Consider the following 17,589-nt stretch of genomic DNA (forward strand, 5'->3'; position numbering starts at 1 on the left):
ACCTAAACAAGAAATAAATAACACCCCTATTTAGTATTACCCTATTTGATTATGGTATTTTATCTATAAATTAATAGGTATTTTCATGGTTACTGCTTTCTTTTTCTATTTAATTGTTGATATTGAACCCTATGGATTTAAGAATTTATTCGGAATACGGAGCCATTCAGCAGGTCTTGATGCATAGACCGGGCAATGAGATTGACCGCTTGACCCCCTACAACAAAAACCTTTTGCTCTTTGAAGATGTCCCTTATTTGGAGGAAATGCAGAAAGAGCATGACTACTTTTGCCAATTGATCCGTCAGGCATGTGGGGCAGAGGTTTTACTTTTCCAGGAGCTGTTGATGGAATTATTGCTCGACAAAGACATTCTCCTCCGGGTAATGAGGGATTCCCTATCCTCCTCGGGGATGACTCATTTGGCCGAGGAGCTAATTGCCACGCTTTCTACCTACGAGTGCGCCAATGCACTGGTGGCCGGTATAAAAGTACACGAGGCCAAACGGAAGAACCCTAAGATCCAGTTCGGGGAATTAATGGATCTTGCCTACCTAATTCCACCTACGCCAAACCTCTATTTTCAGAGAGACACGGCAGCGGTCACACCGGCAGGTTTGGTCTTTTCCCGTATGAAAATGGAGGGAAGACAAAGAGAAGCCAATATGGTCAGGAGTATTTTTGAGGAGCATCCCAGGTTCAAGGGAAAAACCAAAAAGGTATTCCCACTAGATGGCCATGATAATCCCGCATCCCTAGAAGGGGGCGACATCATCATTCTCTCCGAAAAGGCGGTAGCTGTTGGTCATTCCGAACGCACGGATGAAAAAGCAATCTATCACTTGGCAAAAAGACTGATTGCCGAAGGCACTATAGAAAGGGTATATGAAGTTGAGCTTCCAAAAAAAAGAAATTTCATGCACCTGGACACTGTTTTTACCATACTGGATGAAAATTTGGTACTAACCTACCCCGAGGCACTAAATGCAGTGGCAAAACTATCGGTATACCGACATAAAAACGGTGAGGGCGAACAGATGAATATAAAAAGGAGCGTCCTCAATGATTCCTTGCTCCAAATCTTGAAGGATGAAATCCCGCATTTGCAGACCATTCAATATGGCAGGGAAAACACTGATAATGCCTTAAGGGAACAATGGTTTGATGGGGCAAATGTTTTCACTATCGCCCCTAGAAAAGTGATTTCTTACAATCGCAACAAACATACCAACAGAGCCCTTAGGGACATTGGGGTAGAAGTACTGGAGATCCCTTCCTCTGAACTCTGCCGTGGGCTGGGAGGTCCCAGATGCATGACCATGCCCATAAGCAGAAAAAAAACTTGAATAGGCGACTTTATTTTTTCTTTAGGATATTCCAATTTTCATTGGTTAATGGAGACAAAACCGAGCTACACACAGAGTTCTAAAAATTGGCATTTACAGAAAGGAAATGACATTTAGTTTCTCGCAGCCCTGCCCTGAGTTTTTTCAGGGGGGCGCAACGAATTCGCAACGCTCGCAGCGTAGTATCTTTAAAATCTGTACTTAATCAATAAATTATTTGATTTAAAGTAATATGTCAATGGTAGAGATGATTATCAAAGCGAGATTCCCCCGAAACAAGTTCGGGGCAGGCAGGGGCAGGCTATCTGACCACTGAAAAACAATTATAAACAGATGAAGGAAGTTTAAAATTTGCAACCAATTAGCTTTAAAAACTGTCAAAGAAAGACCTTCTTCTTGAAACCTTCAAATCTCTAAGGATATTGGACTTCACACGTATATCGATATTGTAAGAGGTAAATCTTCCAAACGGCACCCAGTTTACGTTCATCTGCCAGCAATGCAAATCCCTGGCAATGCCAATCATAGTTTGTGTAATCCGGTTTGCCGCTACGTCATACCCGGAATTGAAATTGATCTTCCATTTATCGGAAAGGCTGAGGTCGCCGGAGATATTCACCGCTTGGGTCACATTGACATTGCCGCTGGTACCTCTGTTATAACTAAGATTATAACCGAAGGTCATGTTCCAGGGAATAGACCAGTCTATATATTGGCTGGGGTCATTTGCAATTCTATCGATTTCATTTTCCACAAATTCATTCATCTGACCCCCTTGGTTGAGGTAATCATTGGTAAGTTCGTCCCGGACTTCCGCAGAGGACTTTTCAGTCTGGCTAGGGTTAATACTCCCATTTAAGTTAAGAGTGGCACTTCTAATCCTGCCTAGGCCCTGCCCTTGCCTAAAGGCGAAATCGTTTATCCTCCTAGTTACCTCCCTTTCCCCTTGTGTAAAGGTACCGGTTGCGTAGGGATCCAGATTGGTGCTGAGGAAAACCGATATTTTGTTGTCAAAAAGAGAAGTCCGCGTATTTATGTTGATGGGTGCCAGGTTAAAGGAGTCTGCAGCAAAATTGTAATTGGTGGCCACATTTAAAGTTTGGAGGAGAGGGACTTTTTTGGTTTCCACCTCTGCGGTATCGCTTTCCATGCGGATTTTTGCTTCTACCACATTTCGGATGTTTATACTTAGGGCCCTGGCTTCCCCCATGGGGGCTCCTCCATATATAAACCCCTGGTACCTGGACATCCTTCTGGTATTCCCCTGGGCATCGGTCTGTACCTCCTGGTAAAAACCATACCTTGGGTCAGAAAAATCAGGTGTGGAAGTAAACCCAAAAGTAGGCTGCATATGATGGCGTATTGCCTCTATCTTAGCCCCTTTCTTGAAGGTATAAAACCCATAGATATTGGTGGACATGTTGAAGGAACTATTATAAAAACCTACCCTATTGAAACCCGGTTCCAAAATCTGATCTAACCGGTCTTCCTGGCGGTTATAGTAGTAATTGATTCTGTCAAAATACCACAACTCCGTCCAATTTAAAGATGCAGTGCCTGTGAAAAACCGAAATAGAGTAAAATTGGAAGAAATAGGTACGGTATGTCTCATGCCGTTGTCGGCCTCCCTCAATAATTGGGGTAGATTGGCAAAGGTAAAGGGAAGCACCTCCGGAGCCCCTGGTTGGCCAAACTCCTCAATCTGCTGCATAAGGTTAGGATCCACCCCAAATTCCGTGGTGACCCTATTGTTGATCGAGTTCTGGGCATTGAAGTTCCAGGCAACGTTAAGCGTTTTCAGAGGTTCGAAGCGAACATTCCTAAAAGGGTTTTGCCGGTTCATGTTGACAGCAATGTCGGGTAGCAGCAGGTTGACTTCATCGGTTACCTGGTTTTGGGAGTGCCTTAAGTTGGCCGACATACTGAAAGGGGTACCGGCGAAGGTCTTACTGTAGGCAATATTCGAGGAAAAATCAGAGTTCATGTTCTGCTGGAAGTTGCCAGGGTTAAGGATGTTGTCGTTATAGGACTTGGTTCCGAAGTTTGCTGATGCCGAGAACCTGGAATTCCCCCTGGATTCTGGAGTATGGTTCCAGCGTAGCCAAAATGCATCGTATTCTACAGGCACTTCGGCAGTTTCGGGACTTTCGAACTTTTGGAAATCGATGTTAAAACCACCCTTATATCGGTACCTTTTGTTATAAACTGTACCCCACTTGGCTCCATACCCACCTAAGCTAAAAACCTCCCCAGTTACCTGGGTATGCACATAGTCATTTATGGCAAAATAATACCCAAAATCCCTTAGAAAAAGACCCCGAACCCGTTCTTGTCCATAGGAGGGAAATAAAATCCCCGAGGTTTTTTCTTCGGGGGTATCCGGAATTATCCCAAAAGGCAAACCTAAGGGAGTTGGGATATTGTTGAAATACAAATTAAAGGGGCCGGAGATCACCTGTTTGCCGCGAATGGATTTGATCTTGGAAGAAGAGATGTGCCAATGGGGCTCCACCAGGTCGCAGGTGGTGTAAAAGCCCTTGTTGAGATAAATACTTCCGTCGCCACCTTTCTTTACCGTCTGTCCTCTTAGCAAGCCCTCGTCTTGTTGGGTCACCACATCGGTAATTATTGCTTTGGAGGTCTTAAAATTATACCGCATATCTTTGCGGATTTCATAAATACTTTGGCCTTCTTTAAATACGGGCGTGCCTTGCACTACTCCGGTGGTGTCTTCCAAGCCCGAGGCGAAAAGCTCATTTTTTTCCCAGTCTATAACAATATAATCAGCATCCAAGCGTATATTCCCATATTCAAACCAAGCATCTTTATAAAGAAATACCTTGTTTTGGGAAAAGTCCGAAATAATACTGTCTTCAGCATAATAATTAATCACTGTTTCTATATCCCCTTGTGGAACAGTCTTGGTGGTGTCTGCAAGTAGGTCTTCTTCGGTAATGATCAGAATACTGTCCGGCAATACCGGAAGCAGGGTATCTGGCAAAACTCCCGGATTTAGCAAGGTATCTGGAGCAATCAAGATATTTTCCGCGGGTATATTTCCGGGTTCTTGTCCAAAAAGGGGCAATGCTAGGCACTGGAGCAAGAATATAGAAATAAATGCGAGCTTAATATTGTGCACGGATAATTTCTGTTTGCTTCAAAAATTTATAAATTTTGCGTAAAGTTAACGTTATTACCTTGTATGGAACGAACCAAGTTGAAAAATATTCTCATTATTTCCGGGCTCACATTTACCTTCCTTTTTATGGGATTTATCCCCTCTGGAGAGAAAAGATCCGAGTTTAAACTCAGAAGGGTAGTCATCGATGCCGGCCATGGGGGCAAAGACCCAGGCACCATCGGAAAGATGTCCCGGGAAAAGGATGTGGCATTGAAAGTGGCTATGCAGGTGGGCCAGTATATGGAGGAGCTGATGCCGGATGTGGAGGTCATTTATACAAGAAAAACGGATGCCTTTATAGAACTGAAAGAGCGGGCAAATATTGCAAACCGAAACCGGGCAGATCTCTTTGTTTCCGTTCATTGCAATGCCGTGAAGTCCACCGGCCCCTATGGCACTGAGACCTTTGTGATGGGAACCAGCGACCTCAACAGGAATTTCGATTATGTAAAAAGGGAAAATTCGGTGATCCTACTGGAAGAAGATTATGAAATAAACTATGAGGGCTTCGACCCACAATCCCCTGAATCCTACATGATGTTCAATCTCATGCAGAAAGCCTATCTCAATAATAGCCTTTCCCTAGCAGATAAAGTGGAGACGGAATTTAGAACCAGGGTGAACAGACACAGCCGGGGAGTAAAGCAGGCTCCCTTGTATGTTCTTTGGACGACTAGCATGCCTAGTGTGCTGATAGAAATTGGTTTTCTTTCCAACATGAATGAAGAACGCTACCTGAACAGTAAGGACGGTCAAACTTATATCGCCTCCGGAATTTACCGAGCCATAAAGGCCTATAAAGAGGAAATAGAATCCCTCTAAAAACAAACTTTAACAGCCTTGGGTCCGTTTTGATTAGTATTAGCAACCGAGCATTTGGCTTTTTAAACATATGGATGTGACTTTTGATCGAAATGAAAACCTTAACAAAAAACTCATAAGCCAACTCAGAGCAAAGCTCGAGGAAATAAAGCTCGGTGGGGGTAAGGAAAGCATTGAGAAAATCCATGAAAAGGGAAAATTAACTGCCAGGGAAAGGATTGAATGGTTGTTAGATGATCCTTCCGACTTTTTGGAAATTGGTGCCCTAGCCGCGGATGAAATGTACATGGAGGAGGGGTGTTGCCCTTCCGCAGGCGTGGTTTGTGGTATTGGCAGGGTTAGTAAGCGAATGTGCGTAATCGTAGCCAACGACTCTACCGTAAAGGCAGGTGCATGGTTTCCCATGACTGCAAAAAAGAACCTGCGGGCACAAGAAATCTCCATGGAAAACCACATCCCCATAATTTATTTGGTGGACAGTGCAGGGGTATATTTACCTATGCAAGACGAAATATTCCCCGACAAGGAACATTTTGGAAGGCAGTTTCGCAACAATGCTAAGATGTCATCCATGGGAATAGTGCAAATTGCCGCAATCATGGGTAGTTGCGTTGCAGGGGGAGCCTATTTACCCATAATGTCTGATGAGGCACTTATCGTGGACAAAACGGGTACCATTTTCTTAGCCGGGTCATACCTGGTAAAAGCTGCCATAGGCGAGACTGTGGATAATGAAACCCTGGGGGGTGCAAGCACCCATTGTGAGGTTTCTGGAGTGACCGACAACAAATTCCCGGATGACCAATCCTGTCTTAATGCGATTAAAAAAATCATGGCCACTTTAGGGAAACCAGATAATGCTGGTTATGACAGGATCACCAGTTCCCAGCCGGCATATAATGTGGAAGAAATTCTGGGTGAATTTCCGGTGGATAGGTCCAAGCCCTATGAAATGATGGATATCGTAGAAAGAATTGTGGACGGTGGCAGCTTCATGCACTACAAAAAGGATTACGGTAAAACCTTGATTTGCGGCACGGCAAGAGTGGATGGTTGGGCTGTTGGGTTTGTGGCCAATCAAAGAAAAATTGTGAAGACCAAAGCAGGTGAAATGCAGATGGGTGGGGTAATCTATTCTGATTCTGCCGACAAGGCAGCTCGATTTGTCATGAATTGTAATCAACGAAAAATCCCCTTGGTTTTCTTTCAGGATGTTAGTGGCTTTATGATAGGCAGTAAAGCCGAACAAGGTGGCATCATCAAGGATGGTGCAAAAATGGTAAATGCCATGGCGAATTCAGTGGTGCCGAAGTTCACCTTTATTCTCGGAAACTCCTATGGCGCTGGGAATTATGCGATGTGTGGAAAGGCCTATGACCCGAGATTGATCTTTAGCTGGCCGACGGGACAAATGGCCGTGATGAGTGGCGCCTCTGCTGCCAAGACCTTATTGCAAATCAAGGTGGCCTCCCTAAAAAAAGGAGGGCAGGAAATCACTAAAGAGGCCGAAGAGGCCTTACTCAAGGATATTTCCCAAAAATATGAGAAAACCCTTCACCCCTTTTATGCCGCTGCCAGATTGTGGGTAGATGGGGTTATCGACCCTAGGGATACCCGGCAAATCATCAGCAAGGGTATAGAAATGGCCAATCACCGAACCATTTCAGAAAAGTTTAATGTTGGCATCATACAGACCTAGCCCTTTACTTTTTCCAGTAAATGGTTTATATTAATCCTAGCTCTAAATGCCCCCATACAAATGGAAGAATTTAGTGAAAAAGAATTAAATGCATTGGTGTCTCTTTTGGATGATTCCGACAAAGAGGTAAAAGAACATGTGCGGGATAAAATCATTAGCCTTGGCAATCAGGTAATCCCCTTCTTGGAAAAGAAATGGGAAAGCAGCTTCAACCCCGACCTGCAAAAGGAAATAGAAGATCTGGTACATGACTTGCAGTTCTCCCTTTTGAAGGAGCGCCTGGGGGAATGGAAGCAAACCCAGGACAGAGACCTACTCACGGGTCTTTGGATCATCAACACCTATCAATACCCAGACCTGGAATTTGAGCAATTAAACGCCACCATGCATCAAATCTATTTTGAAGTATGGACTTCCTTTAAAAATGACCTGCCTGCCTACGACAAAATAAGGATTATCAACAACGTCCTTTTTAATGACTTGAAATTTTCCGCAAACACCAAAAATTTCCATTCCCCGGGCAATAGCATGCTTAGTAACGTGCTGGATTCCAAAAAAGGCAACCCAATTAGTTTATGTGCGGTTTATATCCTTGTGGCCAATAAGCTGGGTTTACCTATTTATGGGGTAAACCTGCCCAATTTATTTGTCCTAACCTATACAACCGAAAGCCTTACTTTTTACATCAATGCTTTCAATAAGGGCCTAATTTTTACCAAACAGGACATCATGAATTACCTTGATCACTTGAAATTGGAGCCAAGGAAAGAGTTTTTTGAACCCTGTGGTTCGTTGGAAATCATCCGCAGGACCCTTAGAAACTTGAATTATGCTTTTGAAAAAATAGGGGAGGTGGAAAAGGCCTCAGAGATCCAGGAATTACTCAAAATCGTAAACAGCTAAAAGGGTCGCACGTTGCATCCAATAGCTCGGGTGGAGGCAGGACTTGGGCTGCCTCTGGATAATATGTTGGTAAGGGCATTTTCCAAATAATGCATTTGGGCTCCTTGCGCGGATTGAGGGTTATTATCAATAGCCCCCCTATAGGCCACCGAGTATCCGGTGGGGCCGCTAGTTACCACTACAACCTCAGGAATCTTATTGATATTCATCATTTTAGTCACTTCCTGCTTTTCATCTATTAAAAAAGGCATGGGATAGCTTTTACTCTTCACCCATTCAGCCATCTTTTCGGCTTGCTCTTCCGGAAACTGGCCACCGTGCGGATTGATGAGAAGAAAGGCCACTCCCGACTTGGCAAAAGTATCGTACAAGGCCATTATCCTTTCATCGTAAAGTTTGCTAAAGGGACAGTTAAGGGAGGTAAAGATCAGCACTACTGCCTTAGCACTGCTATGGTCCTTTAAGGAGGTTTTTTGCCCAGATCCTGCATCCACCAGTTCAAAGTCAGAGACTCTTTGCGCATAGCCATCAGAAGGAAAAATCCCTTTGAGAACCAATAAACCAATTACAAAGCAGGAATATGAGAAGCGGAGGCGCATTTTTACTCGTAATTTTCAAGTAACTCCACTATTGCGCCTAAAGCATCTCTTGCATCCACATAGGTATATCCCCCAGTTTCCCATCCTCCAGTTTGTACAGTTGGCATTCCCATAGTAGAAAGTTTTTTAGCAATCCCTTCCTTGTCTTCCACCCAAAAAGCGAAATGATGGATTCCTTCACCATGTGTATCCAAAAATTCCTGCCAGGTACTTCCTTCACCCATGGGCTGAATAAGCTCTATTTCAAGATTTTCTAATTTCAAAAAGGCAAGTTTTGCTTCTGCATGGGTCACCTCACCATTAAAGGTGGTGGGACGTTCAGGGTGAGAAACAGAAACAAAGGCCTCTGGTTCATCCAAGCCCAATACCTCCGCCCACAATTTTCCACTTGCTTCTATGTCCTCGACCACTATTGCTACCTGTCCAATTTTTTTGGATTCAATTACGGGAGTGTTACTTGAATCTTTTTCAAACAAGTCTTTTCCCGGCAAATACAACAGGACAATTCCAAAAGCGATCATCAAAAGAGTTTTCATAGGCTTGACATTTTTTTTATCAAGATAAAAAATTAAGCTGTCAATTTATAATTTGAGGGAATAAATCACCAGATAGAATAGGTAAGAATCATGTCATTTTCTACCTCAGCCTGAACCTGGTAATGATGATCAGATGTTCCAGAGTCATAGATCCTACCTTTGATAAGCCTGTCTCCAATGGAAAAAGGCTTCAAAAGAATGTTGGACCTGAGGCTAATTCCCCTTCTACCCTGGCATTTGAATATGGTCTCCTTTGCGGACCAGGCCATGGTGTAGTGCAGGGGATCCCTATCCAAAAACTCCATTTCCTCCTCACAAAGAAACTTCGGACCAAGCCTGACAACTTTTTCCTTGATCACTTCTAAGTCAATTCCTACAGGCATATCCTTGTGGAAAATGGCTGCTGCGGCATGCTGACTGTGGCTCAGAGAAACATGTCCATACCCGTCCATTGCATAGGACTTTCCATGGTTGTCCTTATAAAATCCCGGATAGGGGAGGTGTATGGCATCCAGTGCAGATTTGATAGCCAAACGCGCACCTTTCCATTCCTTCTTTTTCTGGCGGTGGCCTATATTGGCATAGGAAAGTTTTTCCCTAAAGCTCAAAAAAGACAAGTGGTTGTTGTCTTGTTCATTAATATTATTTATGGCATAGGCAGATAAGGGACTGATTTTTTCTATTTTTGTTCGCATGCTTATTTTGGAGGTGATAATTTCAATTGCAATATATGTCAAAAATCCAAGTAAATAAACTCCACACCCTTACAGGACACAATCAATCTATTTTCGCCTTGGCGGAAGGGGTTTCTCCCAACTATTTTTACTCTGGAGATGGACAAGGAATGGTGGTGGAATGGGACCTGGAAAAGCCAAAAAATGGAAAATTATTAGCCAAACTAAGCAATTCTGTATATGCCTTGTTTGTGGACAAAGAGAGCCAATTACTTTTCATCGGTGAAAATTTTGAGGGTTTACATGTGGTGGACCTGAAACAAAAAAAAGAGGATTGGTCACTAAAAATCACTTCCAGCGCCATCTTTGACATCAAATGCCGCGCAGACCAGCTTTTTGTAGCCACTGGAGATGGGGTCCTTGTAGTGTTGGACATCCATGAAAAATCCCCTTTAAAGCACATAAAGGTCGCCAATGACAGTCTTAGGGTAATTGCGTTAAGCCCAAACAGGGATATAATGGCTATAGGATGCAGTGACAATACCATAAAGGTATTCGAACTGCCTTCCTTTGAGCCAATCGCCAACCTAAAGGGTCATACCAACTCCGTATTTGCCCTCGACTTTTCTCCTGATGGGCGCCACCTCATTAGTGGGGGAAGGGATGCCCACCTTAGGGTATGGAATACTGGAGATTTTAGCCTGGCCAAAGACATCGCAGCCCACATGTACGCTATCAATTTCCTGGACTTTCGTGAGGATGGCAAATATTTTGTAACTTGTAGCATGGATAAATCCATAAAGCTATGGGATGCACAAACCTTTAAGCTCCTAAAAGTTATAGACAAGGCCCGGCATGCAGGACATGGGACTTCCATCAACAAGATAATTTGGAGTAGTTACCAGGGGCAAATTGTGGCCGTAAGTGACGATCGAACCTTATCCATTTGGGACATAGAATTTTCATCAATATGAAATCGAGCATGACGAGCACGTCACACACCGGGATGATTATCGTTGCGAGATTCCATGTGGCCATTGAAAAGAAAATATAAACACATGAAAATAACGCCATTAGATATTCGGCAAAAAACCTTTGAAAAACAGCTTAGGGGATATGATAAAGAAGAGGTAAATGCTTTTTTGGTATACCTTTCCCAGGAATGGGAAAAGATTTCTGAAGAAAAAAACACCTTAAACGTCCGGTTGGAACATGCCGAAAAGGAAGCCGGCAAGCTACGGGAGGTAGAAGCTTCACTTTTCAGAACCCTAAAAACGGCTGAAGATACAGGTGCAAGTATCATAGAACAGGCAAATAAAACCGCTGATATCATCCTTAAGGAAGCGCAGTTAAACGCAGATGCCTTGGAAGCTGCATCCAAGAACCGCTCCAAAGCCATGATCGAATCTGCTGAAGCACAGGCTGCAGAAATCATGGGAGAGCTCAAAGAACAGGTCCGCCAGCTTTCGGGGAATTACGAGAAGCTTTTGGAACAAAGGGAATCCATCCTCGAAAACCTTAAAAACCTTGCCAGTCAAGCCAGGAGCACCGCAGAAAATTCCGAACAATCCTTCCGAAAAGTGGATGTATCCGTGCATAATAACGTGGTAAAGGAGTTAGAAAAAAAACCGCCAGTCTCCCCTTCCTATTCCTTTGAAGTCCCTGAGCGAAACCTGGATAAAAAGAACCAAGAAGACACCAAGGAAAACGCCAAAACAGAGACCGATTTACAAGAAACCGATCAGCCTTCCATATCCAGCAACATAGAGGACACTGAAACAAAAGGCAAGGAAGAGGACAACAAACCGCCCAAAGAAAAGGGGAGTTCATTTTTTGACCAGTTTGATTAATGGGAAAAGTAGCACTTGAAGGGATAGAATTCCATGCATATCACGGGGTCTTCTCAGAGGAAAAAAAACTCGGAAACCGGTTTACTGTGGACATAAGGGTGGACACAAATTTCAAAGACGCCATGCTGAAGGACCGGCTGAAAGACACTGTCGATTACTACAAACTCTACCAAATTGCAAAATCCCATATGCAGGAACCAGTAAAACTACTGGAACATTTGGCTCACCTTATGGTTCAGGATATTCTTAAGGTTTACCCAAACCTGAAAAGCATTAAGGTAGTGATCAAAAAACACAATCCTGCGCTGGGAGGAGTGGTGAATTATTCAGTAGTTGAGGTAAACTATCCGGAGGATTACCAATAAACATACTATGTATAGCCGTATTGCTGTCAGCAAAACAAAGAAAGCATTTTGGACTGCCTTCGGCCAATATATGAAACCAGTGCCCTCCGCAGAAGGAGTTCCGGTAAGATGGCAAAACTACAAAACGGGAATTAAAAACGTTTACTTCAGGTTGGACGCACGGTTGGATAAAGCCAGTATTGCAATAGAGATTTCGCATCCCGACAAGGATACCAGGGAGTTGCTTTTTGATCAATTTGAGATGTTTAAGGGCATCCTGCATCAGATTTTTCGGGAAGAGTGGCATTGGGAATTGCATGCAAGGGACGAATTTGGTCAACCCATATGCCGAATCTATAAGGAACTGCCTGGTGTAAGTGTGATGAAGGAAGAAGACTGGCCGGCAATCATTTCCTTTTTAAAACCAAGGATTATGGCCATGGACGAATTTTGGGGAGAATTTAAACACGGCTTTGAAGGGTTAGCCTAGGCATCGTGCCTTTTGGGAATAGTGGCATTCACAAAGGTAAAGCCCCTGGCATCGTCCCCTTCATAAAAATCGATTTCCATCCCCATCAAAAACATTACATGCCTTTTCTCGATAAGTACCTCTATTCCTTTCCATTCAAACAGTTGGTCTCCCTCCTTGGGTTTATCAAACCCCAAGGCATAGGAAACACCTCCACAGCCCCCACCTTTTACCCCTACCCTCAAACCATAATCTCCGGGAATGTTTTTATGGGTGATTATGTTCTTGATTTCCTCCACTGCCTTTGTGGTAATACTAATAGGTATCAACATGCTGAAAAAAGACTTTTCTACGTTATTTGGTTCAAAATTATCACAAAAATCAACGCAAAGCACAGGGATATTTTGGATATTCGAATTAAATTATCAAAACCATGGAATATTTGACTAATCTTTTGATGGTGGTACTACCTGCAGGGCTTGCCATTTATGGCATGTACATTATTGCGGTATCATTTTTGAAGAAAGAAAGAGAGTTTAAATTGGTGGAACTCAAGACCAAAAACACCGATGTGATCCTTCCCGTACGCTTGCAAGCGGGAGAAAGACTTTGCTTGTTCCTGGAAAGAATCACTCCCAACAACCTATTAAGGAGAGTAAACCAACCGGAGTTCACTTCCGCCGAGCTCCATGCAAGGTTAATTGGTGAAGTACGGGAAGAGTTCAATCACAACCTCAGCCAGCAGGTTTATTTCTCGGATGAAACATGGGAAAGCGTACGAAACGCCACCGAACAAGTGCTCACCCTGGTCAACAGGGCCTACCAGGAAGTGCATAATGAAAGCAAGGGGCTGGAACTTGCAAAAAAGGTCTTTCAACTCAGCATGGAACAAACCGTTGATACTATAGCGGATGCACGGAAACAAGTGAAATCAGAAATTCGGGTGTACTTCTAAATCTAATCCCAATGAATGTAAGAACAGATTATGAGCAGGTGTTTGACAAGGCAAGACGCTTGTACGAGTCCAGAGCGCAGAAAATTTCGCTTTGCGACAAAAAAATAAGACTACTACTTGACCGGGTAAGCCTTCGTTTAAAGGAGTTCTCCGCTACTCCTTTGGTAATGGAGGCAAGGTTTCAACTGGAGGTGTTTATACGGATGCTGACTGCACATATCCAAAAAAGATACAGGAGTCTTTCGCCTAGATCCTTAGCCTTGCTGGTCCTTGGACTTTTCTATTTTGCCCTGCCCTTGGACTTAGTGCCGGACTTTATACCATTTGTGGGGTACGTAGACGATCTTTCCGTTTTACTGGCCGTTTATAAAAGCATACATGTAGATATAGAGCGGTTTTTGGAGTGGGAAAGAAGTCAAGCCAAGACAGAATGAAGAAAGCCGCCATCGTAACCGGAGCATCAGGATTAGTGGGCATGCAGCTCTTGCATCAACTTTTTTCCTCAAAGGATTACCAGTACATAGTTGCACTTTCAAGAAGGGAACTGGCCCTGAAGCACTCCAAGTTGGTGCAGGTGGTGACAGACTTCAAAGAGCTGCCCCAAATCAACCTCCCTGAAAAGCTGAGGGAAAAGAACATGGGAGGAGACCTAAACTCCCTAATTACGGGGTTGGAAACTAGTTCCCTAGAGCTGCACGGCTACTGTGCTTTGGGCACTACCCTTAAACAGGCAGGTTCCAAGGAGAAATTCCGAGAAATAGATCACGATTATGTGATTGATTTTGCCTCTTGGTGCAAGAAATTAGGCACCAAAAAATTCCTTTATGTAAGTGCCCTAGGGGCCGACAAAGATTCCAAGTTTTTTTACAATAGGGTCAAGGGTGAAATTGAGGCAGACCTGAAAAACATTTCCTTTGATTACCTCGGTATTTTCAGGCCTTCCGTGCTAAGCGGCAATCGCCGGGAAAGCAGACTTGGGGAAGAAATTGGGCGAGTAGTGATGAATGCGGTTGCCTTTTTGGGTTTGTTTAGGAAGTACAAACCCATAGAAGGGGTAAAAGTAGCTAAATGTATGGTTCACCACGCAAATGCGGACAATGCGGAAAAATTCGAGATCCTATTTTCAAAAGACATGCAGCAATTCTAACTTTCGGGAATGATAGCTGTTTTACAACGAGTGAGTAGGTCTTCAGTAAGCATAGAAGGAGAAATCAAGGGTGAAATTGAGCAAGGCCTTATGGTCTTGTTAGGAATAGAGGACGCCGATTCCCAAGAGGACATTGATTGGCTCAGCCGAAAAATAACCAATATGCGGATTTTCCCAGATGAGAAAGGGGTAATGAACAAAAGCATACTGGAAACACACGGAGAGCTTCTCCTTATCAGTCAGTTTACCCTTCACGCAAGTACAAAAAAAGGCAATCGACCCTCTTATATCAAAGCCGCTAAGCCTGAAATTGCCATTCCGCTTTATGAGGCTTGCAAGATTCAGCTTTCTCAGGATCTAGGCAAACCCATAGCCTCAGGGGAGTTTGGTGCAAATATGCAGGTTTCTCTTATCAATGATGGTCCCGTCACCATTATCATAGACTCCAAAAACAAAGTGTAGAAAATGACAGGAAGCAACCGTCAGGAAAAACCCTTTTTAACCCTCTCAAACGCCTCTGTGAACAGACGGGGTAAGACTATTTTTCAGGAATTGACAGTAGAAATAAAACAAGGTGAAAATTGGGCAATATTAGCAGGTTCGGGGACGGAAAAGACGGCCTTTTTAGAAACTGTGCTCGGTAGAACCAGCCTGGTTTCCGGAAGTATTACTCGTCATTTCGCCAGGGATTATCAGGAGGCCCTCTCAAGAAAAGGAGAAATCAACAGCTTCAGGGATCTTATTGCCTATGTGTCCCAACAATACGGATTTACCAATAAGTCCAACATCCAAGAATTTTATTATCAGCAACGTTTCAATAGTATGGATGCGGAAGACACCCATACCGTGGAACAGTACCTCCTACAGCAAAACGGAAACCGTCCGGGGTATTGGGACTTGGAAAATACCTTAAGGACCCTTAACCTTACCCATCTCCGGGACAAATCCCTAATTAAGCTTTCCAACGGAGAGACCCGAAGGTTGGCCATTGCCGTAGGCCTGTTACGAAACCCCAAACTATTTCTGATGGACAGGCCCATGACGGGGCTGGACCAGGAAACCCGGGAACAATTTGGCAACCTCCTAGCAGAGATCTGCAAAAGTGGTATTCAGGTAATCATGACCACCACCCCTTCGGAAATCCCCAACTGCATACAGCGTGTTGGGCATATCCGGGACGGTAGGTTGGAAGTCGTAGGTGACCTGGGGCAACTTCATCTTTCCGAAAACGGAAAACCTATACCTCCACGTCCATTGGTAAAACACCTACTGGGAAATTACCCTACCCCAAAGTACCAAAACTTGGCCGCCTTCAATATGGTAAACATTAAATATGGGGACAAAACCATCCTGGAAGACTTTAGTTGGCAAGTAAAACCTGGAGAAAGGTGGCTGCTAAAGGGACACAACGGGGCTGGGAAATCGACCTTGGTGAGTCTTCTGGTAGGCGAAAACCCCCAAGCCTATGCCAATGATCTCCACTTATTTGACCGAAAGAGGGGGACAGGAGAAAGTATCTGGGACGTCAAAAGGCCCACCGGATTTGTATCTCCAGAACTAAGCCGCTTCTTCCCTGCCAACCAGACCTGTTTGAAGGTGGTGCTCTCCGGTCTTTTTGACACCATGGGTCTTTTTAAAAAAACCAGCCCAGAACAACACAGCCTCGCCCTAGCCTGGATGGAGGCCCTGTCCATCCTACATATCAAGGACCTGCGCATACAGCAAGTTAGTCTGGAAGACCAACGATTTTGCCTCCTGGCCAGGGCGATGATAAAACAGCCAGCACTGCTGGTGTTGGACGAAGCTGCACAAGGAATGGATGAGGAACAACGTCTGCTCTTCAAACAAATCGTGGAAGAAATCTGTAGGAACACCTCTGTGGGCTTGATTTACGTAAGCCATTATGCCGATGATGTCCCTGGATGCGTGGACAAACAAATTACCTTGGAGAACGGTAGACTGAAAAGCAAAGAAGAAATTTATTAGACCCTTTTGATCATGACGATTCAAGAAGCACAGGAAAAAATTGACAGTTGGATCAACACCACCGGCGTACGGTATTTCAGTGAACTTACCAATATGGCCATACTTACCGAAGAGGTGGGCGAAGTGGCGCGACTAATGGCCAGGCGCTACGGTGACCAATCCTTCAAGAAGGGGGAAGAGGATCGGGAGCTTGCCGATGAAATGGCCGATGTGCTTTGGGTTTTGATATGTCTAGCCAACCAAACAGGGGTGGATCTGACGGCTGCTTTGGAGAAAAATTTTGAAAAAAAGAACATCAGAGATTCTGAAAGGCATAAAAACAACCCCAAGTTGAAGGATAAAAACAGTTAGGGTTTACCCTTTTATATTTTATGACATTAGGCATATCATATGCTTTACCTGATTCAATCCATATACTTACCAATTACTTTCGACCAGATCTCGTATCCCTTTTTATTCATGTGCAAATCGTCCTCCAAAAAAATATCATTCATCGGCTTTCCGTCTTGTCCAAGCATATCATCCCATACATTCACAAAAATCACACCTTCTGTGGCGTTGGCATATGTCTGAAGTTGCTTGTTCAGGGCTTCATACCTATCGGCTTTATCCCACCTTGCTATGCTGGGTTTAGGGCTGATGAGGTAGATATCCGTTTCAGGTAGATCAAGCTTGATCTGAGTAACGATAAGGTTTATGGTCTCGCGGATTTCTTGCAGGCTTTTTCCGGAACTCAGGTCATTGTCACCTTCATAAATAAACACCTTGCTAGGTTCATATGCCATTACTAGCTCATCCACAAAATGAAGCAAATCAGTAGCATGAGAACCCCCAAACCCCGCATTCACCACTTGGTGATCGGGAAAATCCCTTGCCAGGTCATCCCATAGCTTCACACTGGAACTCCCAGTGAAAACCACCGACCCCTGGTGCTCAGAGGGCGGATAGACCGCATGGATTTTTTCCACCTCTTGATCAAATCTGGCCGGGTCTTGGGCAAATGTGGTAAAGGGCATTGCCAAAAGTAATACCATTAAATACTTCATTTTTTAACTTTACTACTGGTGAAAAACCTCTT

The 17,589-nt window shown here is 43.9% G+C and carries 20 protein-coding genes; 14 read left to right on the forward strand and 6 right to left on the reverse strand.

Going from position 1 to position 17,589, the window contains the following annotated elements; all coding sequences use genetic code 11:
- Positions 1-131 precede the first annotated feature (131 nt).
- A complete protein-coding gene (locus DB520_RS00360) occupies positions 132-1,346 on the forward strand; it encodes an arginine deiminase (RefSeq protein WP_114747701.1) in 1,215 nt (404 codons plus the stop codon).
- A gap of 367 nt (positions 1,347-1,713) precedes the next feature.
- Here the strand turns inward: DB520_RS00360 and DB520_RS00365 are convergent, their stop codons facing one another.
- Positions 1,714-4,485 (reverse strand): putative LPS assembly protein LptD, encoded by a 2,772-nt coding sequence (locus tag DB520_RS00365; RefSeq protein ID WP_114747702.1) that lies wholly within the window; start codon positions 4,483-4,485, stop codon positions 1,714-1,716.
- A 63-nt stretch (positions 4,486-4,548) separates the two neighbouring features.
- Between DB520_RS00365 and DB520_RS00370 the strand changes: the two genes are divergently transcribed.
- From DB520_RS00370 to DB520_RS00380, 3 genes are all read left to right on the forward strand, one after another.
- Positions 4,549-5,349 (forward strand): N-acetylmuramoyl-L-alanine amidase family protein, encoded by an 801-nt coding sequence (locus tag DB520_RS00370; protein ID WP_114747703.1) that lies wholly within the window; start codon positions 4,549-4,551, stop codon positions 5,347-5,349.
- Positions 5,350-5,419: 70 nt separating this feature from the next.
- On the forward strand, positions 5,420-7,048 hold the full coding sequence (locus DB520_RS00375; RefSeq protein ID WP_114747704.1) for an acyl-CoA carboxylase subunit beta: 1,629 nt from the start codon (positions 5,420-5,422) through the stop codon (positions 7,046-7,048).
- Between the two features lie 60 nt (positions 7,049-7,108).
- Positions 7,109-7,951 carry a transglutaminase-like domain-containing protein gene (locus DB520_RS00380; RefSeq protein WP_114747705.1) on the forward strand — a complete coding sequence of 281 codons (843 nt, stop codon included), beginning with the start codon at positions 7,109-7,111 and terminating at the stop codon, positions 7,949-7,951.
- Here the strand turns inward: DB520_RS00380 and DB520_RS00385 are convergent.
- From DB520_RS00385 to DB520_RS00395, 3 genes are all read right to left on the reverse strand, one after another.
- Positions 7,948-8,550, reverse strand: a complete 603-nt coding sequence (locus DB520_RS00385) for a redoxin domain-containing protein (RefSeq protein ID WP_114747706.1) — start codon at positions 8,548-8,550, stop codon at positions 7,948-7,950. The genes DB520_RS00380 and DB520_RS00385 overlap by 4 nt on opposite strands.
- Positions 8,551-8,552: 2 nt before the next feature.
- Positions 8,553-9,086 carry a VOC family protein gene (locus tag DB520_RS00390; RefSeq protein WP_114747707.1) on the reverse strand — a complete coding sequence of 178 codons (534 nt, stop codon included), beginning with the start codon at positions 9,084-9,086 and terminating at the stop codon, positions 8,553-8,555.
- 65 nt (positions 9,087-9,151) lie between these two features.
- On the reverse strand, positions 9,152-9,781 hold the full coding sequence (locus tag DB520_RS00395; RefSeq protein ID WP_114748702.1) for a 4'-phosphopantetheinyl transferase family protein: 630 nt from the start codon (positions 9,779-9,781) through the stop codon (positions 9,152-9,154).
- A gap of 35 nt (positions 9,782-9,816) precedes the next feature.
- Between DB520_RS00395 and DB520_RS00400 the strand changes: the two genes are divergently transcribed.
- The 4 genes from DB520_RS00400 (at position 9,817) to DB520_RS00415 (ending at position 12,444) form a co-directional block, all read left to right on the forward strand.
- Positions 9,817-10,734: a WD40 repeat domain-containing protein gene (locus DB520_RS00400; protein ID WP_114747708.1), complete on the forward strand. Its 918-nt coding sequence runs from the start codon at positions 9,817-9,819 to the stop codon at positions 10,732-10,734.
- A gap of 84 nt (positions 10,735-10,818) precedes the next feature.
- Positions 10,819-11,610 (forward strand): DivIVA domain-containing protein, encoded by a 792-nt coding sequence (locus tag DB520_RS00405; protein ID WP_114747709.1) that lies wholly within the window; start codon positions 10,819-10,821, stop codon positions 11,608-11,610.
- Positions 11,610-11,975, forward strand: coding sequence for a dihydroneopterin aldolase (gene folB / locus DB520_RS00410; RefSeq protein ID WP_114747710.1), 366 nt, complete (start codon positions 11,610-11,612; stop codon positions 11,973-11,975). Before DB520_RS00405 ends, folB begins: the two co-directional genes overlap by 1 nt.
- A 7-nt stretch (positions 11,976-11,982) precedes the next feature.
- On the forward strand, positions 11,983-12,444 hold the full coding sequence (locus DB520_RS00415; protein ID WP_114747711.1) for a DUF4268 domain-containing protein: 462 nt from the start codon (positions 11,983-11,985) through the stop codon (positions 12,442-12,444).
- On the opposite strand, the gene DB520_RS00420 is transcribed toward DB520_RS00415, so the two are convergent.
- Complete coding sequence (locus tag DB520_RS00420) at positions 12,441-12,755, reverse strand: HesB/IscA family protein (protein ID WP_114747712.1); 315 nt, start codon at positions 12,753-12,755, stop codon at positions 12,441-12,443. The two genes, DB520_RS00415 and DB520_RS00420, sit on opposite strands and share 4 nt — an antisense overlap.
- Before the next feature lie 101 nt (positions 12,756-12,856).
- Between DB520_RS00420 and DB520_RS00425 the strand changes: the two genes are divergently transcribed.
- The 6 genes from DB520_RS00425 to DB520_RS00450 are packed head-to-tail and all read left to right on the forward strand — an operon-like array spanning position 12,857 to position 16,862.
- Positions 12,857-13,378 (forward strand): DUF7935 family protein, encoded by a 522-nt coding sequence (locus DB520_RS00425; RefSeq protein WP_114747713.1) that lies wholly within the window; start codon positions 12,857-12,859, stop codon positions 13,376-13,378.
- A gap of 11 nt (positions 13,379-13,389) precedes the next feature.
- Positions 13,390-13,812, forward strand: a complete 423-nt coding sequence (locus DB520_RS00430) for a YkvA family protein (protein ID WP_114747714.1) — start codon at positions 13,390-13,392, stop codon at positions 13,810-13,812.
- Positions 13,809-14,525, forward strand: coding sequence for an NAD-dependent epimerase/dehydratase family protein (locus DB520_RS00435; RefSeq protein ID WP_114747715.1), 717 nt, complete (start codon positions 13,809-13,811; stop codon positions 14,523-14,525). The genes DB520_RS00430 and DB520_RS00435 overlap by 4 nt, the downstream gene beginning before the upstream one ends.
- Before the next feature lie 9 nt (positions 14,526-14,534).
- Positions 14,535-14,987, forward strand: coding sequence for a D-aminoacyl-tRNA deacylase (gene dtd, locus DB520_RS00440; RefSeq protein ID WP_114747716.1), 453 nt, complete (start codon positions 14,535-14,537; stop codon positions 14,985-14,987).
- Positions 14,988-14,990: 3 nt separating this feature from the next.
- Positions 14,991-16,511, forward strand: a complete 1,521-nt coding sequence (locus tag DB520_RS00445; RefSeq protein ID WP_114747717.1) for an ATP-binding cassette domain-containing protein — start codon at positions 14,991-14,993, stop codon at positions 16,509-16,511.
- Positions 16,512-16,523: 12 nt separating this feature from the next.
- Positions 16,524-16,862: a nucleotide pyrophosphohydrolase gene (locus DB520_RS00450; protein WP_114747718.1), complete on the forward strand. Its 339-nt coding sequence runs from the start codon at positions 16,524-16,526 to the stop codon at positions 16,860-16,862.
- A 53-nt stretch (positions 16,863-16,915) separates the two neighbouring features.
- On the opposite strand, the gene DB520_RS00455 is transcribed toward DB520_RS00450, so the two are convergent.
- Entirely contained in the window at positions 16,916-17,557 is a 642-nt protein-coding gene (locus tag DB520_RS00455; RefSeq protein WP_114747719.1) for an SGNH/GDSL hydrolase family protein, read from the reverse strand.
- Between the last annotated feature and the right edge of the window lie 32 nt (positions 17,558-17,589).

The sequence above is a fragment of the Pleomorphovibrio marinus genome, from assembly GCF_003347495.1.
In the GTDB taxonomy this organism is placed as follows: domain Bacteria; phylum Bacteroidota; class Bacteroidia; order Cytophagales; family Cyclobacteriaceae; genus Pleomorphovibrio; species Pleomorphovibrio marinus.